The sequence below is a fragment of the Actinokineospora enzanensis DSM 44649 genome (assembly GCF_000374445.1).
Taxonomy (GTDB): Bacteria; Actinomycetota; Actinomycetes; order Mycobacteriales; family Pseudonocardiaceae; genus Actinokineospora; species Actinokineospora enzanensis.
The window spans coordinates 1-25657 of record NZ_KB894407.1; the positions used below are offsets into that span (position 1 = coordinate 1).

General features: G+C 72.0%; 12 protein-coding genes. 6 read left to right on the forward strand and 6 right to left on the reverse strand.

Annotation, left to right across the window (positions count from 1 at the left end; genetic code table 11):
* Positions 1 to 266: 266 nt before the first annotated feature.
* The 4 genes from C503_RS0108280 (at position 267) to C503_RS0108295 (ending at position 8373) form a co-directional block, all read left to right on the forward strand.
* Positions 267 to 3623, forward strand: a complete 3357-nt coding sequence (locus tag C503_RS0108280; protein WP_018681721.1) for a hypothetical protein — start codon at positions 267 to 269, stop codon at positions 3621 to 3623.
* Positions 3623 to 6130 (forward strand): CHAT domain-containing protein, encoded by a 2508-nt coding sequence (locus C503_RS0108285; RefSeq protein WP_020608205.1) that lies wholly within the window; start codon positions 3623 to 3625, stop codon positions 6128 to 6130. Before C503_RS0108280 ends, C503_RS0108285 begins: the two co-directional genes overlap by 1 nt.
* The gene (locus C503_RS0108290; RefSeq protein WP_018681722.1) at positions 6127 to 6984 is read left to right on the forward strand and encodes a toll/interleukin-1 receptor domain-containing protein; all 858 of its coding nucleotides are present in this window, start codon (positions 6127 to 6129) and stop codon (positions 6982 to 6984) included. Before C503_RS0108285 ends, C503_RS0108290 begins: the two co-directional genes overlap by 4 nt.
* Before the next feature lie 237 nt (positions 6985 to 7221).
* Positions 7222 to 8373, forward strand: a complete 1152-nt coding sequence (locus tag C503_RS0108295; RefSeq protein WP_018681723.1) for a hypothetical protein — start codon at positions 7222 to 7224, stop codon at positions 8371 to 8373.
* On the opposite strand, the gene C503_RS48830 is transcribed toward C503_RS0108295, so the two are convergent.
* The gene (locus tag C503_RS48830) at positions 8337 to 8465 is read right to left on the reverse strand and encodes a hypothetical protein (RefSeq protein WP_018681724.1); all 129 of its coding nucleotides are present in this window, start codon (positions 8463 to 8465) and stop codon (positions 8337 to 8339) included. The two genes, C503_RS0108295 and C503_RS48830, sit on opposite strands and share 37 nt — an antisense overlap.
* 294 nt (positions 8466 to 8759) lie before the next feature.
* On the opposite strand from C503_RS48830, the gene C503_RS0108305 reads away from it, so the two are divergent.
* Positions 8760 to 9359 (forward strand): hypothetical protein, encoded by a 600-nt coding sequence (locus tag C503_RS0108305; RefSeq protein WP_018681725.1) that lies wholly within the window; start codon positions 8760 to 8762, stop codon positions 9357 to 9359.
* Positions 9360 to 9440: 81 nt separating this feature from the next.
* Entirely contained in the window at positions 9441 to 9716 is a 276-nt protein-coding gene (locus tag C503_RS0108310) for a hypothetical protein (RefSeq protein WP_018681726.1), read from the forward strand.
* A 52-nt stretch (positions 9717 to 9768) separates the two neighbouring features.
* Here the strand turns inward: C503_RS0108310 and C503_RS0108315 are convergent, their stop codons facing one another.
* The 5 genes from C503_RS0108315 to C503_RS0108335 form a co-directional block, all read right to left on the reverse strand.
* Positions 9769 to 10608, reverse strand: coding sequence for a MerR family transcriptional regulator (locus C503_RS0108315; protein ID WP_018681727.1), 840 nt, complete (start codon positions 10606 to 10608; stop codon positions 9769 to 9771).
* 50 nt (positions 10609 to 10658) lie between these two features.
* Positions 10659 to 11132 carry a GyrI-like domain-containing protein gene (locus C503_RS38605; protein ID WP_018681728.1) on the reverse strand — a complete coding sequence of 158 codons (474 nt, stop codon included), beginning with the start codon at positions 11130 to 11132 and terminating at the stop codon, positions 10659 to 10661.
* A 147-nt stretch (positions 11133 to 11279) separates the two neighbouring features.
* Positions 11280 to 12269: a 3-oxoacyl-[acyl-carrier-protein] synthase III C-terminal domain-containing protein gene (locus C503_RS0108325; protein WP_018681729.1), complete on the reverse strand. Its 990-nt coding sequence runs from the start codon at positions 12267 to 12269 to the stop codon at positions 11280 to 11282.
* Positions 12266 to 17743: a condensation domain-containing protein gene (locus C503_RS0108330; RefSeq protein WP_018681730.1), complete on the reverse strand. Its 5478-nt coding sequence runs from the start codon at positions 17741 to 17743 to the stop codon at positions 12266 to 12268. The genes C503_RS0108325 and C503_RS0108330 overlap by 4 nt, the downstream gene beginning before the upstream one ends.
* Complete coding sequence (locus C503_RS0108335) at positions 17740 to 25404, reverse strand: non-ribosomal peptide synthetase (protein ID WP_018681731.1); 7665 nt, start codon at positions 25402 to 25404, stop codon at positions 17740 to 17742. Before C503_RS0108335 ends, C503_RS0108330 begins: the two co-directional genes overlap by 4 nt.
* Positions 25405 to 25657 lie beyond the last annotated feature (253 nt).

Consider the following 25657-nt stretch of genomic DNA (forward strand, 5'->3'; position numbering starts at 1 on the left):
CCACCACGCGGGATCGCGCCGGTCTCTTCCCACCCGATCCCAGGAGGCCCCCAGGGCCGAGTGGGATCGGGTGGGAAGAGACCGGCTAAAGGCGATCCCGCCGCCGAGGCGAAGCCGAGGCCAATAAACACAGCAGCCAACAACTCCCAGCAACAAGACAAAAACACGACAGTTACCCGCCACTACCAACACAACCCCCGCCGCGACTTCCGCGTAGGTGTTGGGTAAGCACCGTCAAGCGGACCACCACCGCCAAGGAAGCCCCGATGCCCACAGATGTCCCCGGAGAGCCCACCGGCACCCCCGAACACCCATTCGACCTGGACCTCGACCCCACCGAGCAAGGCCAACCGGTCGTCAAGCCCGTCTGGACCGGCTCCAAAACAGTCCAGGTCCGCATCCCCATCGCCGAGGACGGCTCATTGGTCAGAGTCCCCGGCGGCGGCGCAATGGGCGAGGACATCCACTTCCGCATCCGCTTCCCCACCCAGCCACGCCCGACCAAGGGCAAACGCCCCCTGTTCGCAGGCATCGGCGCCGCAGCCGTGGTGGCCGCACTCCTGGCCTGGCTGCTCTGGCCCACCGAGCCCGACCAAGGCCCCCGACTGACCGCAGCCCCGAACCTCACCGTCGACTACGCCCAGGCAGCCGACCGGCTCGCCTCCCTGACCGGCCCCGAAGTCGACGACCAGGTACGAGACTGGCTCCGCACCGCGCTCGCCGCCCACCTCGACATCGACACGGACACCCTGCGCGACAACCTGTTCGACGCCCTGCCGATCCGCGACGACGGTTTCGCCGACCTCTCCCGCCAGGCCGTCGGCCCCGGCCGCGCTCTCGTCGACGGCGACACCCTGCACGTGCTGGTCCCCACCGGCGACCCGCACGAGGCCAGGACGATCGCCCTGCTGCTCGACCAGTACCGCACCGACTCCGGCCACGACCCCGCGTCCTTGGCCGTGCACCACTACACCGACGACCGGCAGGCGAAGACGATTCAGGTAGCCGCCGACCCGGCCGAGCCGACCGCACAGGCCCGGGAACGCCTCGGCTACGTCACCGCCCCCGTCGACACCGACGACCGGCTGCGCGAGTTCCTCGCGGGCACCAGCTCACTGTCCACTGTGGAGAACCGGGCTGGCACGCTCTGGGCGGGCGGCTGGCGCTGGGCCGACCAGCCGAACCCGATCACCGCCGAGGATGTCGCGGTCCTGCAGTCGGGGTACGAGGCGGGCGGGACCCGGCCCGGGTTCTCGCTCGACCCGGCGGAGACCCCGGACGCCGCGACGCTGCCCTCGGTGGTCCCCGGCCTGACCCCCGCGACCGCGTTGGAGGTGTCCAGCGGGGCGCTGTCGCCGGAGCTCGCGGACGTCCTCGACAAGGCTGTGTACGACAACGCCCTGCCCGACCAGGCGACGGCGCGCAGGCTGGGCATACCGACCGACCGTGCCTGGCTGGTCGCGCTGTACACGATCGGCAGGCCCGGCGGCGGTCCGTCGTTCGGCCAGGCCCGCTACGAGGGCGGCCTGGCGGGCACCGAGGTCGGCATGACCATGTTCTACACCGACTACATGGCCAAGCGGTGGGCCGCCGACGGCGGTGGCGCCGATGTCGGCGCGCACGTGCCGGGATTCCTGGCCAGCAGCAAGGTCGACACCGCGTGGGCACATTGCGAGACCGGCGACGAGAGCGGTCGGTTGTGGTTCGGGCAGAACGACGGCGCGTTCGGCGGGGACGACGACCACGTGCTGCTCGGGGCCCAGCCGACCCGCTTGTTCAGTCGCACGCAGCCGGAGGGCACGACCGGCGCGACCAGCGAGGTCGAGATGGGCTACGCCCTCGGCCGCGGCATGCGGTGGTGGGACCAGCACTTCCAGGCGGTCGCCGACTACGAGCCGCAGTACGCCCGGCTCGACCAGATCATGCGCTGGTCCGGTGCCATGGACTGGATGTCGGCGCACGACGGCCCCACGCTGCCCACGACGGCCACCCCGAAGCGCACCCTCCGCTTCGACGCCTGGTACGCCGCGCACACCGAACTGCGTGAGCGCTCCGCGGTCGTCCAGGCGGACTTCGGCGACGACGAGGAAGTCGTCGTGCAGCCCATGTCGTCCGGTTACCAGGATTGCGGCGGGATCTACGTCTCCGGCGGCATCTCCCTCGCCGACCGGTCGGCGCGCAACGCCAAGGGCTCCTACACCGACGGCGTCCCCGGGGTGGGGCGCGCCGGGACCTTCGACCCCGACTCGCGTTTCTCCCGCGCCGACGGTACCGGCCGGTTCACCCGTGACGTGGTCGGCGACGGCGGCGGTCGGGCCGAGTGGACCCGCTGGGACCTGGGCAGACGAGGCGCCGACGACGCCACCGTGGACATCGCCGCCAACCCGCGCAAGGTCGCGCAGTTCGGCGAGCTGAAGCTGTGGACGGACGAGAAGAGCGACCGGTCGCTGCACGTCGATCTCAAGTCCGGGCACGGCCGGGTCGACCAGCACCTGGACATGGCGGGCAAGTCCGTCGGCGACCTCACCGCCACCAAGGACGGTGCCACCGTCCGCGTCCGCTGGTCGCGCGGCCCGCTCGACCTGGCCCGCGCGATCGCGGAGTCCGTGCAGGCCAGGATGATCGCCGATCCGCGCGCCAAGGTGACCGACGTCCCCACCGACGGCCTCTACACCATGCCGGTCGACGGCGGTTTCGCCACGAAGGTGGGCGCGGACTGGGTGTCGTTCACCGACTCCCCGCCCCCGCGCGGCACCGATCCCGCGTTCCGGCTGGGCGCGCCCACCCCCGGCGGCGGCGACGCCCGGTTCGGCTGGGGCCTGTTCGTCCACCCGACCTCGGGCAAGCCGTGGCTGGATGTCGCCGGGACCAAGGCGAACCTCGTCGACCAACGCGCGTCCGACGCGACCACGTTCAAGGTCACCACCCGCGACGGCCACACGACCGAGGTGCTGTGGAAGGACGGCCACGCCTACGCCCACCCGGAGGACGGCGTCGTCGGCCTCGGCGGGACCGCCGAGGGCGCCGCGCTGCTGCGGGACTTCGGCAAGGTCGTCGACGCGCAGCACGACGGCCTGTGGCGCGGCGTCGGCCTCGGCGCGGACGGTGTCGCCCTGGTCGGGCGCGGGGAGGTGCTCCTGGTGCCCGCCACCGACCCGTGGACGAGCCGGGTCGTCGCCGCGCTCCACCCCGACCCCGGGACCCCGAGGTACTTCCAGGTCTCCGGCGACCGGTTGGCGCGGGTCGACGACAGCCCGATGACCATCGTCGGCGGCGGCACCGAGCGCGACCTGGCCGACCTGCTCGGCGGGGACACCCCGGTCTACCTGAACGAGAAGTTCCGTCCACTGTGGTCACTGGCGGACGGGCCGCTGGTCGCCGACGCGGTCGCGCGGCACGTCACCGTCAAGGTGCAGGAAGCGCGGCCTGCGGAACAGCCGCGCGCCGCCGAGCAGCCCGAGGTCCGGGTCGCCGCGGGCGGCCGGTGGGACCTGGTGCCCGGCGGCGTCCGGGTGACGGGGCAACCACCGGTCACGGCCACCACGACCTCGGTTCCGGCCGGCCCCGGGCAGCCTGACCAGGGCGGGACGGTCCTGCTGGTCTGCCCGGTCGAGGGCTGCTGATGGCCGGACCGGCTCCGCTGCCGCCCGAGCACCCGGCGGCCCGGCACGTGCTCGACGCCGACGCCGCCTTCGCCCGGGGCGATCCGGACGGGGTGGACGATGCCTACGGGTCCGTGCCCGACCCGTGGCCCGAGCTGGCGATGGACCATGTCGCCCGGCTGGTGGCGTCGCGTCGGCTGACCCTCGCTCGGGCCAGGTGCGCCGACTACCTGGACAGGTTTCCCGGCCACCCGCCGTTGCGGTTGCAGTCGGTGGAGATCGCGTCCGCGCTCGGTGAGCACGATGTGGTGCGGGCCGGACTGCCGGTGTTGCGAGAGGCCGATCTCGGGCTCGGCGACCGCGCGCGGCTGTTGCGGGTGTGGGCGCTGGCCGATGCCGACCGGGGTGACATCCGGGGCGCGATGGACCGGTTGGCGTCGGCCCGCTCGGTGTTCGCCGAGGCCGGTGCCGACGACGCGGTGGCGGCCGTCGACCGGGATCGGTTCGTGGTGGCCGTCCGGGCGGGCGACGCGACGGCCGCCGGGGTGTTGGCTGCCGACGCGGGCCCACTGTCCACAGCGGACTCGATCAACCGGGCGCGGGCGCTCAAACGGCAACTGCGCTACGAGGAGGCCCTGGCGACGGTGACCCGGGCGCTGGCGGACCCGGCCAAGGACGTCGGACACCGGTTCACCTTGTTGGCCGAGGCCGCGGTGCTGCTGCGGTTGTGCAGGCAGGAGGAGAAGTTCGAGCTGGTCCTGCCGATACTGCGGGAGTCGGCGACGACCCCGCGGCAACAGGCCGTGGTGGACGGTCTCGTCGCGGATGGGACGGTATGCGACCTCCGGTCCGCGGACTTCGACGACACGCTGTGGCGGGTGCGGGCGGATATCGATGCCGGTCGTCCGGCGGACGCGGAGACCGCGCTGCGCGGCCTGCGGGTCGATGTGACCGGTGATCGGGACGACGCGCTGTGGCACCTGGCCGCCGGTGAGCTGGAGTTCGCCCGGAACGCCGATGACGAGGCCGCGCGGCACTTCATGGCCGCGGTCGACCGGGCCGGGGAGACGGCCCTGACCGAGGTCCGGGTGTTGGCGTTGCGGCTGCTCGGCCGGGTCCACGCGCGGAGCGCGCGGGGGACGGAGGCGGCGCATCTGTGGGCGGCGGCGCACCGGCTGGAGGAGCACGTCGCGGCCAGGCAGGTCTCGGACGAGGTCCGGGTCGGCATGTTGCTTGCCGCCAGCGACGAATACGACGAGCGTGTCCGGGCCGCCGCGGCGGGGGTGGGCACGGGTGGCCCCGGGGCGTCGGCGGAACTGGTCGTGGCGATCGAGGCCGCCCGGGGGGCGACGGTGCTCGACGGGATCGCCGGTGCGCGGGATCTGCCGGGGTTGGGGGATTCCGAGGCCGCTCGGCGGTGGTGTCTGCGCGTGACGCGTGGCCTGCCCCGGTCGCGGGTGCTGTGGATGATGCACGCCGTCCCCGACCGTGTGCACCACGTGCTGGTGACGCGGCGGGGGATGAGCAGCCTGTCGGTCGCGGTCGACATCAACCGGCTCGCCGAGGCCGTCGACGAGCTGCTCGCCTGCCAGGGGGCCGATGTGCTCGCGGCGGCCGTCGCCGGGGGCGAGTTCGACGCCGCGCTCGATCGTGTCGGCGCGCTCATCGGGTTGCCGAGGGTGCTCGCGGAACTGACGGCGGGCGCGGACCGGATCACGGCCGTGGCAGGGGGACTGCTCGCGGATGTTCCGTTGAATGCGTTGCGGGGCGAGGGTTTCCACTTGGGGGAGCGCTACGCGATCACGGACCTGCCTTGTCTGTCCATGCGTTTCCCGTTGCGCGCGCGTGCTGGTAGGACCCGAGGTGACCAGGGGTTGCTGGTGCGGCCGCCCGCCGAGGGTCTGATCGCGGCGGCGGACATGCCTCATCGCACCGTGCTCGAAGGCGACGGTGCCACTCCCGCCGCGTTGCGGGACGCGGTCGCCACCGGGGCCCATCGTCGGATCCGCCTGGACGCCCACGGCAGGCACGACCCGGACCACCCGATGCGCTCGGTGGTCGCCCTCGCCGGACCCGACGGCGACCTGACGGCCGACCGGCTCGCGGGCATGGACCTGACCGGCTGCGGCACGCTCATGGTCGGTGCCTGCGAGTCCGGCATGGCGCAGCGCCGCGGTCGGGACGAGCCGCTCGGGTTCGTGCGCGCCGCGTTGCGGGCCGGTGCCGCGGCCGTGGTCGCCGCCCGGTGGGACGCGCTCGACAGCGGGGCCGCCGCCGTGCTGGACCGGTTCGAGCACTATCTGCGTTATCTGCCGCGGGACCTCGCCCTGCACCGCGCGCACCGCGACATCGCCCGCGGCCACCTCCGCCTGCCGACCGGCGGACTGGACCCGACCCACCCGGCGGCGTGGGCGTGCTGGACCCTGTACGGCGATCCGGGCGTGCAGACGGGAGCCGGGCCGATCCGCAGGCGGATCCGCGGGACACTCGACGACCGGCGGACACCCGGCAGTGGGAGGGCACCATGACGAGGGACGGCATCGTGACCAGGGACGGCATCGTGACGAGACCCCAGGCGTTCCTGTCCTTCGCGGGCGAGGACCGCGACACCGCCGTCCGGCTCGGCGCCGACCTGCGCGCCGCCGGGATCGAGGTGTTCATCGACACCGACATCCGGCCCGGCCAGGACATCGCGCTCGCCATCAACGACGCGCTCGGCACCGCGGACTTCTACGTGCTGCTCTGGTCGCGGCACACCCCCGGCAGGCGCTGGGTGGAGGCCGAGTACTCGGCGGCCCTGATGCACGACCTGGACCAGAGCCGCGCGTTCCTGTTCGTGCTGCGCCTCGACGACACCCCGCCGCCCCGCCTGCTGGCTCCCCGCCGCTACCTGGACGCCTTCGCCGACTGGACGGCGGCGGTGGACCTCCTGATCACGGCCTGGAGCCGGGACCACGCGCTGGACACACCCGTGCGGCCCGCGCCGAACCCGTCCCAGGGCGGGATCGAGGTGTATGTGCGCAACCGGTCGCTGAAGGTCTCGCACGTGGTGCTGGTGTCACCCGAGATCACCGGCGAGGTATTCGACAAGCACGTGCGCGCGGCGTTGGTGCTGCCGGAGGAACAGAGCATGTTCGGCGGCCGCATCGGGGCCCGGTTCGGCTACTCGTTCCGGCTCGGCGACACCACGCTGGGCGAGCGGTCCATCGCCGCCGACGGGGTCACCGACGGCAGCGTGGTCGATCTGCGGGTCCGGATGGAGACCTACGGGCCGGACGGCACGATCTCGGTCGACACCTTCCGGGACGGCGACCGGGCGGGGTTGACGGCGGCGCAGGTGCGGACGTTGGTCAACACCGCCTTCCGACACCTGCTGCCCTGACCCGTCACTCTTCCGGGCCGCGACCGTCGACCGGCGCCGAACGCCGGACCTGCGCGACCCGGGATGCTCGATCTTGTGTCCACTGTGGATGAATGCCGGGATGGAGCAGTGGCGCGCACGGTCGGTCCACTACCCCGTGCCGGTCGGGAACCGGGTGTTATGGGCACTGTTCCCCTTGTCGGACAACGGAAGGAGGTAAGAGGCTACGGGTCCGTCGTCGAAGGCAGGGGAGTCGGGATGTCGAAGAGGGGCTTGGTGGTCGGGGGAGCGGTACTCGCGGCGCTGGTGGTGTTCCCGGGGCAGGCGCAGGCCGCCGCGCGGGAGTATCAGCCGGTGGAACTCCCGTCGGCCGAGGAGTACAACGCCAGCGGGGTCGCGGATATCAATGACAGCGGTACGGTCGTGGGCTATTCCATCCTGATCCCGTACCAGATACAGCAGCGTCCGCTTCGCTGGGACGGCAACTCGATCCCGGTCGACCTGGGCACCCTGGGCGGCGACCGCGGCCGCGCCCTGGCGATCAACAACCCGGGCACGATCGTGGGCGAGGCACAGACCGCGGCGGGTGCCTGGCGGGCGGTGCGGTGGGACTCGCAGGGCATCCGGGACCTCGGCACGGTGACGGGGGACGACAGCGGTCGCGCGGTCGCGGTCAACGACCGCGGTGTCTCGGTCGGGATGACCGGCACGGCGGCGGGGCTCACGCACCCGGTGCGCTGGAACCGGCACGGCGTGATCACCGCGCTGGCGCTCCCGTCCGGTTATCCGGCGGGCACGGTCACCGGCATCACCGAGCACGGCGTCGCCTACGGCCAGCTCACGGGGACCGGTGGGGAGAAGCGGGCGGTGCTGTGGGACCCGGACGGGTCGGCCCGCGTCCTGTCCACGCTGGGCGGCACATCGGACACGGTCAGTGATGTCACCGAGTGCGGGGTCGCGGTCGGTCAGAGCGATGGCAGACCCGCGCGGTGGGCCGCCGACGGCAGTGTGACCGCGTTGCCGGGACTGGAGTTCGGGCCGGACGGGTCGGCCGTCGCGATCGCCGAGAACGGGCGGATCGCCGGCCAGGTCAAACGCAAGGTCGACGGCGGCGTGGTCGCGGTGCGGTGGGACGGCACGGGTGCCCCGGTGCGGCTGGAGACCATGCCCGACGCGGCCGACACCCGGGCCTGGGACATCGACGAACAGGGCACCGTCGTGGGGCGCGAGGACCGGCCGCTGCACAGCCGGGCCGCGCGGTGGGACGTGGCGGGACACCTGACGGAGCTGCCCGCCGACAACACGGGCTACCGGTCCATCGCGACCGCCCTCAAGATCACGCCCAGCGGCCTCATCCTGGGTGCCCTGGGCTACTACGGCGCCATCCCTCGGGGCGTCATCTGGCGCTGACGGACCTTGGCCCGGTGGGTGGTGCTGGCCGGGGTCGCGGCGCACACCTCGCGCAGGCGGGTGGTCAGGACCTTCTCGTTGACGTCCGGCATCCTTCGGCGCAGCTCGCCGTAGCGGGTGCGCGCCGTCCTTGAGGTGGGCTGGTGGTGCGACCACGGCCCACTTGCCGCCGATCACGTCCACGGCGAGTTCGACCGGAATGGGGCACCCGCACGGCCGTGATCCTCTCCCGACCGGGGCGGACCCGGACCTGACCGAGCCGATGCCGACCTGGGGCCGGGGCAACGTGCGCCCCTGGCGGGGCTGACGCGGAGTTCTTTCCTGCTTTCGGGGAGAAGTCCCTCCGTCGCGGCACGTCACTGCCGAAGCGAGGAGGGAGAGGCGTCATGGTGGTGTACGACCGGGTGAGCGCGCGGCGAGGTGTGCCGAGGCATCGGTCCATAGTGGTCATCGACATCGCCGGTTCGTCCCGATGGGACAACCCGGCCCAGCTGCGCGCCAGGAGAACCCTGGAACTGTTGGTAAGGAACGCATTCCGGCGCGCGGGCATCCCGTGGTGGCGGCTGGCGGTGGAGGGCACCGGCGACGGGATGATCATCCTCGTGCCGCCCGGGGTGTCCAAGGTCGACATCCTGGACCCGGTGGTGCCCGCCCTCGCCGCCGGGCTGCGGGAGTACAACGGGGTGACCGCGCCGAGGTTGCGGATGCGGCTGCGGATGTCGGTCCACGCCGGGGAAGTGCTGCGCACGGACAAGGGCTGGGTCAGCCGAGACGTGACGACGGCGTGTCGGATGGTCGACGGGGAGCCGCTGTACCTGGAACTGGAACGGTCGCCGGAGGCGGATCTGGTGGTGTGCGTGTCCGAGCAGATCCACGAATCCGTTGTGCGGCACGGGTATCGGGGAATCGACCCGGGCGCCTACACGCGGGTGCACATCGTGCTCAAGGAAGCCGACCTCCAGGCCCGACTGTTCGTGGCGAGATGACGAACGGCCCGGCGACGGACGTGCCACGAGATCGCGGCGCTGGTCGGCGACTCCGGCAAGCCGATCTGGCTGCTGATCGCGGTGGCCAAGGTCGACCATTATCCCGCCGAGGTCGAAAACGCCCTCGCCCACTACCTGACCTCGGACTCGTCGCCGTTCGCCGCCGAGGTCCGGAAACTCGTGCACAAGGTCGGCGAATCGAATCTCACCGTCGCCGCGATATCCACCTCGGCCCTCCTGGACGACTTCACCCTCGCCGACGAGTCCGTCCCCAGCACCACGACCCGGGACCAACGCGACCGTGACCTGGACGCCTGCACGACCCGGGTCCACCAGTTCTGCGGCCACCAGTCCTGATCGTGCCGTGTGCAGGGACGGATCTCGGAATGGCCCATCGCGCCACCGGTCGTCAGTCGAGCGGGAACGCCAGTTCACAGACCTCGTCGTCCGGTTCGGCGGACATGAACTCGCCGAAGTACACCTCGCGTGGGGCGCCGCCCGGCGTCAGTCCGTGTTCGTCGATCCAGCGTGCAACCTGGTCGTAGGCGCCCAGGATCTGGGGGAACTCCACCTGGACGCGGCGCAGCGGGGTGTAGGCCTCGCGGTGGGCGGGCTCCCGGCGGATGGCCACGTCGGTGCGGTCCGCCCGGCCCGGGTCGATCGGTACGCAGACCTCGGCGGGGCCGTCGCTGTCCGCGTCGATGGTGCCGTAGTAGACGACGAACGGGTGCCCGGTCGAGCCGCCTTGGTCGACCGCCGCCGTGCACAGCCTGCGCAAGGCGGCGCCGATCCAGCAGGACAGCTCGTCCACCTGCACGTGGCGCTGCTCGGTGAGCACCCACTGTTCGGGCACGTCCCGCTGTCGGACGACGCAGTCGCTCGTGGTGCGGCCGGTGAGCTTGCCCGCCAGGTAGTCCACCAGTTCCCGTTGGCCGGTCACTCGCCGCTCGACCTCGGCCCAGTAGGTCACCAGCTGTTCGGCGGCGGCGGGCGCCGGAGCCACGATGACCTCGCCGATCCGCGCCAGCGGCATGTCCAGCCTGCGCAGCAGGCCGACCAGCCGGGCGGTCTCCAGCTGGCTCTCCAGATACCACCGGTAGCCGTTGTGCGGGTCCACCCGGACGGGCCGGACCAGGCCGAGCCGGTCGTACAGGCGCAGCGCCTTGATCGACAGTCGGGAGCGACGCGCGAACGCGCCGATGCTGAGCTGCTCCGTGGGGGACGGAGGGTCGACGGGCTCGTGCTCCACCGGGTCGAGCCTATCGGTGCGCGCGGGCCGAGCAGGCCCGGCAGGCTGGATCACCTGATCGGGAACGCGATGTCGCAGACCTCGTCGGTGTCGGCGGCCTCGGTGAAATCGGTGAAATAGACCTCGCGCGGGGCATCGGCGATGGTGTGGCCGTTGCGTGCCAACCACTCGGCGATCGCGGCGAAAGCGCCTGCCACCTGGGCGGGATCGGAGAACTCGGACTTGCGCAGCCGGACGTACGCTTCCTGGTGCGCGGGCTCGACGCGCATCGGCACGTCCGCAGTGCCCGCTCGGTCACGGCCGATCGGCGCGCAGACCTCCACCGGGATCTCCGGCGTGTCCTCGGTGAACCGGCCGTGGTAGACCACGAAGCAGTGATCCACCCGGCCGCCCACCTCCTCGGTGGTCCGGTGCAGGCGGTCCATGGCGTCCATCAGCCAGGGCTTGATGTCGGGCGCGGCGATCGTGCGCTGTTCGGTGAGTACCAGCAGCTCGGGGATCTCACGCAGCCTGACGTCGGTCATCCGGGTGCTCCCTGGTCGAACCGGTCACCCGGACGGTCGCCCGGGGCCGCCTCGACCCTCAGGCCTGCCCCAGGGGCCGGGTCAAGCGGACGTCCCGGGACGGCGTCGCCGCACCGACCGGATGGCGGCTCGTGAGCGCCCGAGGGGTCATAGCAAGTGGTGTTCTTGTTCCTGAGGGCCGGTTTCCACCAGCAGGGCGCTCCAGGCGGCGGACGGGCTGATGTTGAAGAGCAGGGCTCGGGACCCCGGGGACAGCTCTCCTTGTTCCAGTGCGGTGTAGAGGTTGAGGAATACGTCGTTCGGGCCGAGGTGCCCGTAGCGGGTGAGGTTGTCGTGGCAGGACTTGGCCACGGGCGAACCGAGGATCTCCTCAAGATTGCGCAGCGACGACGTGGACAGGTTCTGGGTGATGTGGCAGGGGACCTGGTCCAGGTCGTTGCGGTGCAGGATCCGGTCGGCGAGGGCGCGGAGGCGGTTGCGGGTCTCGACCGCCAGACGGAAGGAGTAGGTCGGCAGGTCGGTGCATTCCTCGGTCCACTCGGTGTAGGGGCGGTCGCGGTAGTCGAGGTGGAACAGGTCGGAGTAGGTGCCGCTGGTCTGCAGGGCGATGTCGCGGACGCGGACCGGGCCGTCCCGGGCGACGACCAAGGCTCCGCCGCTGTCGCCGTTGAGGGTCACCGGGTGCCGGTAGCGGGTCGGGGTGGCGGGTTTGCTGCCGTGCGCGATCAGGATGGTGCCGAGGTCCGGGTCGGCGCGCAGCAGGCCCTCGGCGGTGAGCAGGGCCGGGGTCAGGGAGGCGCAGCCCAGGCCGCCGACGGAGAAGGCCATCGCCTGGTCGGCGCCCAGGGTGGACTGCAGGCGGGTGGCCTCGGAGCTGATCAGGGTGTCGGGGGCGCGGGGGTCGACCAGGAGGATGGCGTCCAGGTCGTGCGGGGTCAGGTTTGCCGAGGCCAGGGCGTGGCGGGAGGCATGGGCGGCCAGGTCGGTCGCGGTCAGGGAGTCCGCGACCGCGATGGTGTCGATGCCCAGGGCCGCGCACGTCGCGTGTTCGGCGGGGGACAGGGTCGCCAGCTCGGGCAGGTCCGTGATGGGGACCCGGTCGGGTAGGTACCAGCCTGCGGCGGTCAGGGCGATCATGGGGCGGTGAGGTCGGCGAAGGCCGCCTCGATGTGGTCGGCCAGGGACTCCACTTCGGACTGGTCCAGGCAGGCGGTGCTGGTCAGTTCGATGTGCAGGCGTCCGTCCCGTTCGGCGATGGCGATGATCAACGGGAAGCAGGCGGTGGCGGCCGTCTTGAGGTTGGTGGCCAGGTCCCAGCGGGTGCGTACCAGGCGGACGCCGGTGTCGAAGGCGGTCAACGCGGTGGGGGCGCGCAGGACGATGGCCTGGGGCATGGGTGCGGCGCGCAGTCGCGAGACTGCGGGGGTGTGCGGGGACAGGTGTCGGAGTATGCCGTGGCCGACGCCGTCGTGGGGGACCGAACGGGTGCGTTCGATGACTCCGGGGAGGCTGTCCCGGGCGGTGGTGTCGGGGGCGATCGGGATGGTGACCGGGTGCAGCGTGGTGAACCAGCCGATGGCGGGGCCACGGCCTGCGTGTCGGTAGGGGCTGGGAGTGGTCTCGCCTTCCATGGTCAGGTAGGCCCCGGGGGCGCCGCTCCAGCGGGCCAGGCCGTGGGCTGCCGCGCATAGGGCGATCTCGCGTTCGGTCGCCGAGTCGTGCGGCGGGAGTGGGGTGAGCGTGCGGTTGACCAGGCCGCTGCCGCCGTTGCCGGGGAGTGGGCCCAGGTCGGCGCCCGCGCGGGCGATGGTGGTCCAGTAGGACAGTTCGGCCGCCAGGTTGTCGGAGGTGGCCATGTCCTGGAGGTGTTCGGACCATTGCCGCCAGGTCGGGGGATGCGGCTCGGTGGTGGGGACGCGTCCTGCCGACAGGTCGGTCAGGGAGGCTTCGAGATCGTCTATGAGCACGACGGTGGACATGTTGTCGAAGACGAAGTGGTGGATCAGCAGGACCAGCAGGCCGGTGCGGTCGTAGCCGCGTTCGTAGTAGCGGGCGCGCAGCATCGGGCCCCGGGTCAGGTCCAGGTCGGTGCCCAGGGTTCGGCAGTCGGCCGCGATCAGGTCCTGTTCTTCCTGGCCGCTCATCGGGGGCAGGACCGACACATCGAAGGGGACAGTGCCGTGTGGATCGAGTTCGATGTGTCTACTCAGATCATTGCCCCGGAAGCGATACCGCAGTGGCTCGTGTCGGGCTACCAGGGCGGTGACTGCCGCGCGGACGTGTTCGGCGGTTACCGCAGTGGAGGTCATCTCCAGCACGTGCGTCTCGATGAAGTCCCGTCCGCCGTGGGGAAGTAGCGCGAGGAACTCGTGCATGATGGGGGTCAGGGGGATCGGGCGATCCGGGGTCTTCTGCTGAGTCTCCACTGCGGTCTGCTGTCCGCCGACCACTGCGATCGAGGCCAGCTCGCCCACGGTTCGGCACTGGAGCAGTTGCAAGGGAGTGATGTGCACGCCCGCCCGTGCGGCACGGGCCGCGACCCGCACGCCGAGGACGGAGTCTCCGCCCAGGTCGAAGAAGTTGTCCGCCGGGCTGACCTCGGGCAGGGCGAGGAGGTCGGCCACGACGCGGGCCAGGACCCGTTCGGCGAACGGGGCGCCGGTCCGGTCGGGCGGGGCGGGCGCGGGGTCGGTCTGGGGCATGGCGTCCCTCCACTGTGGAGCATCGGGGAGCAGTTCGGCGAGTCGGCGGTCCGGGGTGGCGGCGACCTCGGCCACCAGCTCGGTCAGCAGCCGGGCCAGGTGTTCGGCGGTCGAGGCGTCGAACAGGGCGGTGGCGTACTCGACGTAGCCGGTCAGCGGGCCGGTGCCCTGGTCGACCACGCCCAGGGTCAGGTCGAACTTGGCGGTGCCGGGGGCGATGCCCGCGATGGCGCCGTCGAGGTAGCGGGTGCAGGCCAGGCCGCCGAGCTCGGCGGTGTCCTGGGGGACGTTCTGGTAGGTGTAGACCACGTCGAACAGGGGGTGCCTGCTCGGGTCCCGCCTGCCGAGTACGTCGGCGACGATCTTCTCCAGCGGCACCTCCTCGTGGTCGAGCACGTCCGCGACCGTGCCCGCGCACCGGCGCACCAGGTCGGTGAACGGCAGGTCGGCCGCGACGCCGGTGCGGAAGGGCAGGACGTTGTTGAAGTAGCCGATGAGGTCGTGGGTGGCGGGGTTGACCCGGCCGGAGGTGGCGGCCCCGATCACCACGTCGGTGAGCCCGGCCCAGCGGTGCAGCAGCGCGTCGACCACCGCGAGCATGGTGACGAAGGTGGTGACGCCCAGCCGCCTGCTCAACGCCCGGATCCGGTCGGCCTGCCCGGTGTCGACCTCGAACTCGACCATCGCGCCGGTGAAGTCGCGAGTGGACGGACGCGGTCGGTCCAGGGGCAGCTCGTCGGTACGCAGGTCGGCGAGGGCGCCACGCCAGAACTTCAGGCCCTCCGCGAGCACGCCGCCCGCGAGCCGTTCGCGTTGCCACGCGGCGAAGTCGGCGTACTGGGGGCCGAGCGCGGGAAGGTCGGCCGGACGACCGTCCACTCGGGCCTGGTACAGCTCGGTGAAGTCGCGGAAGAAGACCGTGGGGGACCAGCCGTCGAAGATGATGTGGTGGTATGTCCACATGAGGACGTGGTCGTGTTCGGCGAGCCGCAGCAGGGTGGCCCGGACCAGCGGCCCCCGGGCCAGGTCGAACGGCCGGACGGCTTCCGCCTCGATCAGGCGCCGGGCCTCGCGGTGTCGTTCGTGCTCGGACAACGCGGACAGGTCGTGCACCGTGAGGGTGGGCTCCTCGTCGCGGACCACGGCGTAGGGCACGCCGTCGTCGTCGGTGATGGCGGTGCGCAGCACCTCGTGCCTGCCGATCAGGTCCCGCACGGCGCCCGTCAACGCGGTCTGGTCCAGTGGTCCGGCGAGCCGCAGGTCGTGCGGGATGTTGTAGAGGGCGGTGTCGGGGGCCAGCCGGTCCAGGAACCAGAGTTGCTCCTGCCCGTAGGACACCGGAAGCCGACCGCCCCGGGACAGGAGGGGAATGTCCTGGTTGGCGCCGACGGAACCGCCCTCGGCGCGCAGGTGGGCCACGCGGTCGGCCAGGTCGCGGACGGTCGGGTGCGCATAGAGGTCGGCGAAGGTGAGGGTGATGCCGAACTCGGCCTCCAGCGACCGCAACACGCTGATCCCGGCGATGGACGTGCCGCCGAGCGCGAAGTAGTTCGAGTCGGGGGACAGGTCGTCCTCGCCAAGCACCCGCCGCCACACCGCCATCACCTGCTCGTGCGGCGCCGGATCGTCGCTGGTCAGCCGTAGTGCGGGAGTGCCGCCGGTCGGCCGTGCGGCCTGCTCGCCGGTGGTCGGGCGTGGTGTGCGGGTGCCGGTCGGCCGCAGTGTGGGATCGCTGCCGCTCAGGCGCGGTGCCGGAACGCCGATGGTCGGGCGGGGTGCGTCGAGGGGACGGCACCAGCAGCGGATCTCGTCGAAGGGGTAGGTCGGCGCGGGGATCCGGGGGATGGCCGTTCCGGCGTAGTGCGCGTCCCAGTCGAGGTCGGCGCCGAGACGGTAGAGCAGACCGAGCCGGCGGAGCACTCCCCGCCGCCCGGGTACGGCGAACAGTTCCACCAGCGGCAACTCCGGGCGCAACCGGCGGATCTCCCGGGCCAGGATCCCATCGGTGGCCAGGTCCACCAGCACCGCGCCGTCCCGGGCGAACCGCTCGGCGACACCCGCCAGCCGGGTGCGGTCCAGGTCGGTCGTCAGCGCCATCCCCCGCGCGGCCCGCCGGGCCTCGTCCAGGGTCGTCTCCTCGCGGGCCACGCGCACCACCAGGTTCCCGGCGCCGGAACCGACCAGGTGGGCGTGGCGCAGGCCCAGCGACCCGGCGAGGTCGAGCAGGGCCGCGCGCGTGACCACCAGCCGTTCCGCGTCGGAATCGGGCAACGGGACGTCCGCGAGAGACGGGAACGCCGCGCCGAGTTCCCGCCAGATCGGCTCGTCCACGACGGTGTCGCCCGCCAACAGCACCACCACCGGCCGCTCGGCTGGCACCGGCTCCTCCGGCGCGCCCGCCGCCCGCAACGCCGTGACCAGCTCGTCCTTGGTCCGCGCCGGGAACGCGCCCCGGTAGGGGTGGTCGTGCCGGTAGCGGTTCATCGCGTGTGCGACGGTCCGCAGATCGTGGTCGGTACCGGCGACGAACCGGGCCAACCGTTCGCGGTACCGGTCGAACGCGGCCGCCGACTTGGCCGAGACGGTGACGATCTCACCCCCAAGATCCGGAACCGGGACATCGACCGACGGCGGCTGTTCCAGCACGGCGTGCACATTCGTCCCGGTCAGGCCCAGCGCGCTCAGCCCCGCCCGGCGCTGTCCCGCCGGGTTCCACGGCCGGAACGCCGGGTTGACGTGCACCGGGCCGGACAGGTCGAGCATCGGGTTGGGCGTGGTGAAGTGCGCCGTCGGGTACAGCACGCCCCGCCGCACCGCGAGCAGCGCCTTGAGCAGCCCGGCCATCCCGGCGGCGCCGTCGAGATGACCCACGTTGCCCTTGATCGAGCCGATCGGGCAGCCGGGGGCGGGCACACCGGCGTCGGCGAACGCCTGCCGCAGCGCGTCCACCTCGATCACGTCGCCCAGCGGCGTCGCCGAGCCGTGGCACTCGACATAGCCAACGGTGTCCGCGCGCACCCCCGCGTCCCGCCACGCCGCCGTGACCACCTCGGTCTGCGCCTGCCTGCTCGGCGCCCCCATGCTGGCCATCCGGTGTCCATTGTGGTTCACCGCGATACCCTTGATCACTCCCTGCACCGGGTCGCCCGCCGCCAGGGCGTGGTCGAGCCGACGCAGCAGCACCACGGCGCCGCCCTCGCCCGCCGCCGCGCCGTTGGCCCGCTCGTCGAACGGGCGGCAGCAGCCGTCGGGGGACTCGACCCCGCGTGCGTGGACATGTCCTTCGACCGGGAGCAGCACCGGGCGCAGGCTGATCCCGCCCGCCAGGGCCAGATCCGCCGTACCCCGGCGTAGTTCGGCGACCGCTTGGGCGACGGCGGCGAGCGCGCTGCTGCACGCGGTGTCCACCGTGTACGTCGGGCCGGTGAGGTCGAAGTGGTAGGAGATCCGCGCGGCCAGCGCGGCGGGCAGCGAGCCCAGGGTCTGCAGGAGGTCGTCGTCGGTGTAGAGGGTCTCGTAGTCGGACGGGGAGTGGCCGAGGACGACGGCGGTCCGCGAGCCGCGCAGCCCTTCCGGGCGCAGGCAGGCGTTCTCGATCGCCTCGTGCGCCAGCTGCATCAGCAGCCGGTGATGCGGGTCCATCACCTCGGCCTCGCGCAACGGGATGCCGAAGAAGCGGTGGTCGAACAGGTCGACGCGGTCGAGGTAGGCCAGCGGCAGGTAGTCGGTGCCCGGGGTGCCGCCGGTGTGCCGCACCCGGGTCGGGGTGGGCGGCGCGACCAGGTCGCGGCCCTCGGCCAACAGCCGGTGCAGCCCGTCGAGGTCGGTGGCGCCCGGCAGCAGGGCGGCCACCCCGATCACCGCGATGTCCGATGTGGACTCTTCCGGCACGGCGCTCTCCAGTCTCACAGCTCGTAGTCCCGAGTGGATCGTTCGACCAGGGCGGCCAGCGCGCCGACGGTCGGGTTGTCGAACAGGGCGCGCGGCGGGACGTCCACCCCGAACACCGCGCCCAGCCGGGCGGTGGCCCGCAGGCAGGTCAGCGAGTCGCCGCCGAGGGCGAAGAAGTCGTCCCGCACGCCGACCCGCGCCACCGCCAGCACCTCCGACCAGATGTCGGCCACCGTCCGCTCGGCGGTGCTGCGCGGGGCCAGGAACTCCCCGACCGGCGCGGGCGGCTCCGCGATCCGTGCCGGGGGAGTCCGGGTGACGGTGGGAACGACGTTCCCGATCAGGTCCCGCAGCAGATCGGCCAGGTCGGCGGCCAGGGTGGCGATGGTCGCGGCGTCGAACAGGTCGGGGTCGTAGCCCAGGCGCAACGCCAGTGGTTCGCCGTCCCGGGAACCGCCCTCGGCGACCAGGTGCAGTGGGTAGTTCGTGCTCTCCACCACCACGACCTCCGCCACGCGCGGGCCGTCGCCGGTCGGCTCGTGGTCGAGCGGGTAGTTCTCGAACACGACGACGCTGTCGAACAGCGCCGCACCCGGCGGTATCGACGCCGACCGCTGGACCTGGGACAACGGGAGATGCTCATACCGGCGGGACTCCGCCTGGGCGGCCTGCACCCGGCCCAGCCAGCCGAGCACGTCGGCGGTGTCCACCTCGACGCGGACCGGCACGGTGTTGACCATCATGCCGATGATCGCGTCGGCACCGGGCAGGTCGACCGGGCGACCGGACACCACCGAGCCGAAGCACACGTCCCGTGTCCCGGCGTGGCGCGCGAGCAGGACCGCCCACATGCCCAGCACGACCGTGTTGAGCGTCAGCCGGTTGCGCCGGGCGAGCGCGTGCACACCCGCCACGGTGTCCTGGGAAAGCGGCACCTCGTGGGACTCCGACGAGCACGACCGGTGTGCCCGGTCCGGCGGCCGGTCGAAAGGGAGTGGGGTGGTCTCCCGGAACCCGGCGAGCACGTCCCGCCAGTGCCGCTCGGCGGCGGTCGTGTCCTGGGCCAGCACCCAGGCCACGTGGTCGCGGAAGGGGCGGCGTGGTCGTGGCATGCCGCCGGTGAGGACGGTCAGGATATCCGAGAGAAGCTGGAACACGCTCCAGCCGTCCAATAGCAAGTGATGGAAGGTCCACACGACACGCACTGTCGACTCGTCGATGTGGACGAATGCCAACCGTGCCAACGGCACCGATGCCGGATCGAGCCCGGCGGCTCGATCGTCGGCGAGCAGGCGTCGCGACCGGTCCTCCTGCTCTGCGGCGGGAAGACCGCGCCAGTCGTGCCGGGATACCGGGATCGAGACCTCGCGGTGCACGACCTGCAACGGCATGGGCAACCCCTGCCACACCACCGCCGTCCGCAGTGCCGGTGTGGTCTCGACGACGCGCGACCAGGCGCGCTCCAGCGCCGCAGGCTCGGGGACACCCGTCACGGTGATCACGGCCTGTTCCAGGTACAAACCGGGACGGGACAGGCTGTGGAACAGCATCCCGCTCTGCATCGGGGTCAGCGGATAGACGTCCTCCACCCGACCGTCGAGCCCGAGCCGGTCCAGCCCGGCCTGGTCGAGTCCGGCCAGGGGGAAGTCCGACGGGGTCAACCCGCCCGCGCCCGGCTCGGCGCAGTGCGCGGCGATCTCGCGCAAGGCGGCCAGGGTCTCCTCGGCGAGTTCGCCTACTGTCTCGGGGCTGTGGGTGCCGGGGGAGTAGGTCCACTCGCATTCCAGCTCGCCATCGGCGGTGACACTGGCGGTGATGTCGAAATGGGACGATCCCGTGGTGGCCGTGCGCTTGTCGAGCCGGATGCCGTCGGGGACCCGGGCGAAGGGGCCGTCCTGGGTGGAGTCGAAGCGGCCCAGGTAGTTCAGGCTCGCCATCGGACGGTGCGTGGCGGGCTCGTGGTCGGTGAGCCAACGCAGGACGCCATGGCTGAGGCCGTGCTCGTGGGCGGTGCGCAGCCCCTCCTTGACCGACCTGATCACCGCAGGCCAGCCCGACGCGCCGCGCAGGTCGGCGGTGAAGGGGAAGACCGTGGTGAACCACCCGACGGTGCGGGACAGGTCGACCCCGGCGATCTCCTCCCGACCGTGCCCCTCCAGCTCCAGTGGGATCCGGTCCCGCCCCGTGTGGCGGGACAGCACCAAAGCGAGAGCGGCGGCGAGAACGTCGTCGACCCGCGCGCGATAGGCGGAGGCAGCGCCGTGCAGCAGATCGGATGTGTCCTGATGAGACAGGGAGACGGTGACGATGCGCTCCGGGGAACCATCCTCGGCCGCCACGGTCGGCAGGTCGACGACCGCTCCCGCCCAGTACGGCAGGTGGTGGTCGAAGGCGCCGGTCGCGGCACGCTCGGCGAGAAGCCGTGCCCAGTCGCGGAACGAGGTCGTCTTGGGCCCCAGCGTGACCGGATGGCCTGACATCACCTGGTCGTAGCCGGTGCGCAGGTCCGCTAGGAGAACGCGCCACGACACCCCGTCGACCACCAGGTGGTGGGCCGCGAGCAGCAACACCGGACCCGAGGTGAGCACGGCCTGGAACAGCGGTCCGGACTGGAGGTTCATCCGGGCCCGGACTTGGTCCAGACAGTCCGACACCGTGGACGCGCCGACGACCAGCACATCCTCATCGGACGGCTGGGATGTCCGCTGTGTCCATTCACCGTCCACATGGGCGAATCGGGTGCGCAGCGCGTCGTGGTGCCGGGGCAGGGCCTCGACCGCCGATCGGAGTGCGTCCCGGTCCACATCGGCGGGCAGTTCGACGGTCAGCCACTGGATGAAGTGCTCGCGGTGCTCGGTGGTGAGGAACCAGCGCTGGATCGGGGTCAGCGGCGCCTCTCCGGTCACCGGACTCTGTTCGGCCTCGACCGCCGTCCCGGTATCCGCCGTCGCCGCGACCGCCGACAGGGTCTGGTGCCGGAACACGTCCCGGGGCGTGAGCCGCAACCCCAGCTCCCGCGCCCGGGACACCACCTGCAAACTCAGGATGGAATCGCCGCCCAGCGCGAAGAAGTTGTCCTCGGCGCCGACCCGCGCCACCCCGAGCACCTCCGCCCAGACCCGCGCCAACACCTGCGCGTCATGCCCGTCCGGCGGCACGTGAACCGGTGTCGCCCGGGTCGGCGGCTCGGGCAGCGCGGCCCGGTCGAGCTTGCCGTTGGGCATCAGCGGCAAGGCGTCGAGCAACACCACGGCGGCGGGCACGAGGTGCGCGGGCACCGTCTCCGCCAGGAACGCCCGCAGGCCCGGCCCGTCCGTCGCGGCCGGATCGACCACGGCGTAGGCGACGAGCTGCTTGTGGCCTGCGGCGTGGTCGCGGGCGACCACCACGGCCCCGGTCACCGCCGGATGGGCGCGCAGCGCGGACTCGACCTCGCCCACCTCCACCCGGAACCCGCGGATCTTGACCTGCTCGTCGGTCCGCCCGAGGAACTCCAGCACCCCGGCCCGCGTCCACCGGACGACGTCCCCCGTGCGGTATAGCCGCTCGCCGGGGGTGAACGGGTCGGCCACGAACCGTTGCGCGGTCAGCCCGGGATGTCCCGGATAGCCGCGCGCGAGCCCGGAACCGCCGACGTACAGCTCGCCGGGCACCCCGACGGGCACCGGGTCCAGCGACCGGTCGAGCACGTGACAACGGGTCCCGACGACCGGCCGCCCGATCGGCACCGGTGACTCGCCCGCCCCGACCACGTGCGCGGTGGCCATGGTGGTGATCTCGGTGGGGCCGTAGCCGTCGACCAATCGCAGGTCGGGCACCCGACGCAGCACCTCGGCGCAGCGCTCGGCGGAGACCACGTCGCCGCCGGACCCCAGCCAGCGCAGACGGGCGAACACCCCGGGATCGGTGGCGGCCACCTCGTGGAACAGGCCGGAGGTGAGCCACAGCGTGGTGACCGCCTCGGTGGTCAGGAAGCGGCCCAGCTCCTCGGCGGAGAGCAGGCCGCGCGCGCAGACGGCCAGGTGGGCGCCGTTGAGCAGGGCCACCCAGATCTCGAAGGTGGAGGCGTCGAAGGCGAGCGTCGAGTACTGGGCCACGACGTCGTCCGGACCGGCCCGCAGCGGTTCGCCGGTGACCAGGCGGACGATGCCCCGGTGCTCGACCAGTACGCCCTTGGGACGGCCGGTGGACCCGGAGGTGAACATGACGTAGGCGCCGCCGCGCGGATGGGTCCGGACCGGCGGAACGTGATCGGGACACCGGGACAGGTCGCTGTCGTCCAGGGCCACCGTCGGGGTGCCCGTGGGCAGGCGGTCGCGCAGCTTTGCGTGGGTGAGCACCAGGTCCGTGCCGGCGTCGGTGATCATCAGGGCCAGTCGCGGCCGGGGGTAGTCGGGGTCCAGCGGCACGTACACCGCGCCCGCCTTGAGGACGGCGAGCATCGCCACGACAGCGTCGATCCCGCGCGGCAGGCACAGGCCCACGCGCGCCTCCGGGCGCACGCCCCGCGCGAGCAGTTCGTGTGCCAGCCGGTTGGCGGCGATGTCCAGCTCGCGGTAGGTCAGCACGACTCCGTCGCAGCTGAGGGCGGGCGCGGCCGGGCGAGTGGCGACGTGGGCGGCGAACGCTTCGGGCACGGACCGGTCGGTCGTCGGCGCGCCAACGGACCAGCGTGCCAGCAGGCGGGCCTCGTCGGGCGGGATCAACGGGAGCCGGGCCAGGGGCAGGGGCAGGCCCGGGTCGGTGACCACGCCGTCGAGCAGTGTCAGCAGCTGGTCCGCCAGCCGGGCTGCGGTGGCCGCCTCGAACAGGTCGGTGCTGTACTCGACCTCCAGCCGCAGGCCGTCCTCCGCCGGGATGAACTCGACGGTCAGGTCGAACACGGCCGTTCGACGGGGGATCCCGTACTCGGTGGCGGTCAGTCCGGCGAGGTCGGGTGCTGCGGACGGGGCGTTCTGGAGCAGTACCACCACCTGGGTCAGCGGCGCGCGGCTGAGGTCGCGTTCGGGCCGCAACAGCTCGACGAGGCGGTGGAACGGGACCGCGTCATGGTCGAGCGCGTCGAGCACCGTGCCGCGCACCCTGCTGAGGAAGTCCGGGAAGGACGCGGAGAGGTCTACATCGGACCGGATGACGACGGTGTTGACGAAGAAGCCGACCAGGCCCGCCAGCTCGGTGCGGTCCCGCCCGGAGGTGACGGTGCCGACCGCGACATCGCGCTGGGCCGAGAGCCTGGCCAGCAGGACCTGGGTCGCTGCCACGAGCGTGGTGAACAGCGTCGCGCCGCGCGTCCGGCCGAGTTCCGCCAGCCTGCGCACCACATCCGGGGACACTGAGCGGATCACGCGGTCGCCTTGGCCGGTGCGGATGGCGGGTCGCGGTCGGTCGGTGGGCAGCTCCACTGTGCTCATCCCGCTGAGCTGCCGCTCCCAGTAGGACAAATGTCTGTCGAGGGTGGTACCCGTGAGATGCTCTCGTTGCGCACGAGCGAAGTCGATGTAGCGTGTGGCTGGTGGGGACGGTTCTGCCTGTCCTGAGTAGAGGATTCCCAGCTCCTCGGCGAGCACGCCCATCGACCAGCCGTCGGTGACGATGTGGTGCAGACACAGGGCCAGCACGTGATCCTGCTCGGCCACATGTACCAGCACGACGCGCACCAGCGGGCCGCGTCGTAGGTCGAACGGCTCGTCGGCGAACGCCGCGAGCACGTCGTCGAGGTCGGTTTCGGCGCAACTGATCCGGTTGGGCCGCAACGCGAACGGCGGACCGATGACCTGCGCGCCCCGCCCATCCGCCTCCCGGAAGGTGGTCCGCAGCGACTCGTGCCGCTCGACCAACCGGTCCAGTGCCGCTGACAGCGCGTCGAGATCGAGCGGGCCGCGCAACCGGAACCCGACGGCGGTGTTGTACTCGGCGGAGTCGCCGAGTTCGTGCAGGAACCACAGCCGTTGCTGGGCGAACGACAGCGGTGCGGTGGTGTCGTCCTCGTTCGGCTTGCTCGTGCCGGGATCCTCGGGACGATCGGCCAAGTACGCCGCCATGGTCTCGACGGTCGGGTGGGTGAAGGCGAACCGCGCGGGCAGCGGACGGTCGCGGCCGAGTTCGGTGGCCACCCGCATGGCCAGGATGGAATCCCCGCCCAGCGTCACGAACTCGTCCGTCACGCCCACGCGCTCGACCCCGAGCACCGCCCGCCACACTGCGGCGACCCGTTCCTCGGCCGGTGTCCTCGGCAGGATGGCGGGTTCGTCGGGCTCATCGTGTCGAGCGGACAGCGCGCGCCGGTCGACCTTGCCTCGGTCGGTCAGCGGCAGATCGGCGAGGCTGACGAACCTCGCAGGCACGAACGCGGCAGGCAGCAACTCGTCGAGGAAGGCCCGCAACCGTCGGGAACCGGGATCGCTGCCAGAGACCGGCACGACATACGCAACCAGCCGTTCGTCCCGAGGTACGACCGCGACGGCCGCAACTTCCGGGTGCCGCAGCAGCGCGGCCTCGACCTCCGCAGGCTCGACCCGGACGCCGCGCACCTGCACCTGGTCGCCGACGCGCCCGAGGTAGTCGAACAGCCCGTCGGCCCGGCACCGCACCACGTCGCCCGTCCGGTACATGCGCGTGCCCGGCCCGCCGAACGGATCAGGCAACATCACCGACGCGGTCAGACCGGGACGACCCTGGTACCCCCGGGACAAACCGGGACCGGCGAGGAACAGCTCCCCGACCGGAACCTCCCGCAACTCGTCGTCCAACACATACGCCCAGGTCCCGGCGATCGGGCGACCCAGTACCGGCCGTTCCACCTCGGATACGGGACAGATCAGGCTCTCCACTGCTGTCTCGGTCGTCCCATAACCGTTGTAGGCCGTGACGCCCGCGCCGACCAGGGCCGCGCACAATGCCGGATCGACGGCCTCGCCGCCGGTGACCACGATGGCCGGGGCGTTGCCGCCGTCCAACAGCCCGGCGCGCACGAGTTCGCGGAGCCGGGCCGGGGTGTCGTCGAGAACGTCGATCCGGGCCCCGGCCAGCGCGGCGACCATCGCGCGCGGGTCGGAGAGCGTGTCCCGGTCGAGAACGTGCAACTCGTGGCCAGCCAGCATCCACAGCAATGGCATCCAGGACGCGTCGAACGACAGCGCGGCGGTGTGCGCCACCCGCAGCCGCCGTCCGTGGGCGAAGACCTCGGTGCGGTGATGCGCATACAGGGACAACAGGCCGCGATGGGTGCCCATGACGCCGTGCGGTGTGCCGGTGGATCCCGAGGTGTGGATGACGTACGCCAGGTTGTCCGGTACGACCTCGGGCAACGGCCGGGTCGACTGGTCACCCCCGACGATGATCGTCGGCAACTGCGCGGGTAGTCGGTCCAGCAGGTGCGGCTGGGTGAGCACCACGGCATCGCCCGCCAGCGCGGCGATCCTGGCGGCGGGCAGGTCCGGCTCCAGCGGGAAGTACGCGCCGCCGGACCGCAGCACGCCGAACAGCGCCACCACCATGTCGACGCCGCGCTCCACGCACAGCCCCACCCGCGTCTCCGGCCGCACCCCGTGCCCGACCAGCACCCCGGCGACCTCCCGCGAACGGGCGTCGAGCTCGCCGTAGGTCACCCGGTCGCCGCCGCACACCACCGCGACCTGATCCGGATCGACCCGCGCGCGCTCGTCGAGCAACCCGTGCACCCCGCCGACGAAATGCGAATGTGATTTCACTGATCGACCCGGCAAGCTCACCCCAAGACGCATTCACGTCCCGTCGGTCGGGACCGAGAGGAAGTGTCCGATGACACTTCCTTTCCCGGCACCGCCGATCGGCGGACAACGAAGTCCGTGGTGCCGAATGGCGGTGCCCACGCGTACGAGGATACGAACGCCATGGTCCGTTCGGTCCCGTTTCCAGACCTCGCCGGGCGTGTTAAGTTCAAGGGTGGCCCGG

What these genes read in the sequence shown, in the direction of transcription:
- C503_RS0108280 (WP_018681721.1), top strand. Translation starts at nt 267, where the DNA reads ATGCCCACAGATGTCCCCGGAGAGCCCACCGGCACCCCCGAACACCCA.
- C503_RS0108285 (WP_020608205.1), top strand. Translation starts at nt 3,623, where the DNA reads ATGGCCGGACCGGCTCCGCTGCCGCCCGAGCACCCGGCGGCCCGGCAC.
- C503_RS0108290 (WP_018681722.1), top strand. Translation starts at nt 6,127, where the DNA reads ATGACGAGGGACGGCATCGTGACCAGGGACGGCATCGTGACGAGACCC.
- C503_RS0108295 (WP_018681723.1), top strand. Translation starts at nt 7,222, where the DNA reads ATGTCGAAGAGGGGCTTGGTGGTCGGGGGAGCGGTACTCGCGGCGCTG.
- C503_RS48830 (WP_018681724.1), bottom strand. Translation starts at nt 8,465, where the DNA reads ATGCCGGACGTCAACGAGAAGGTCCTGACCACCCGCCTGCGCGAGGTG.
- C503_RS0108305 (WP_018681725.1), top strand. Translation starts at nt 8,760, where the DNA reads ATGGTGGTGTACGACCGGGTGAGCGCGCGGCGAGGTGTGCCGAGGCAT.
- C503_RS38605 (WP_018681728.1), bottom strand. Translation starts at nt 11,132, where the DNA reads ATGACCGACGTCAGGCTGCGTGAGATCCCCGAGCTGCTGGTACTCACC.
- C503_RS0108325 (WP_018681729.1), bottom strand. Translation starts at nt 12,269, where the DNA reads ATGATCGCCCTGACCGCCGCAGGCTGGTACCTACCCGACCGGGTCCCC.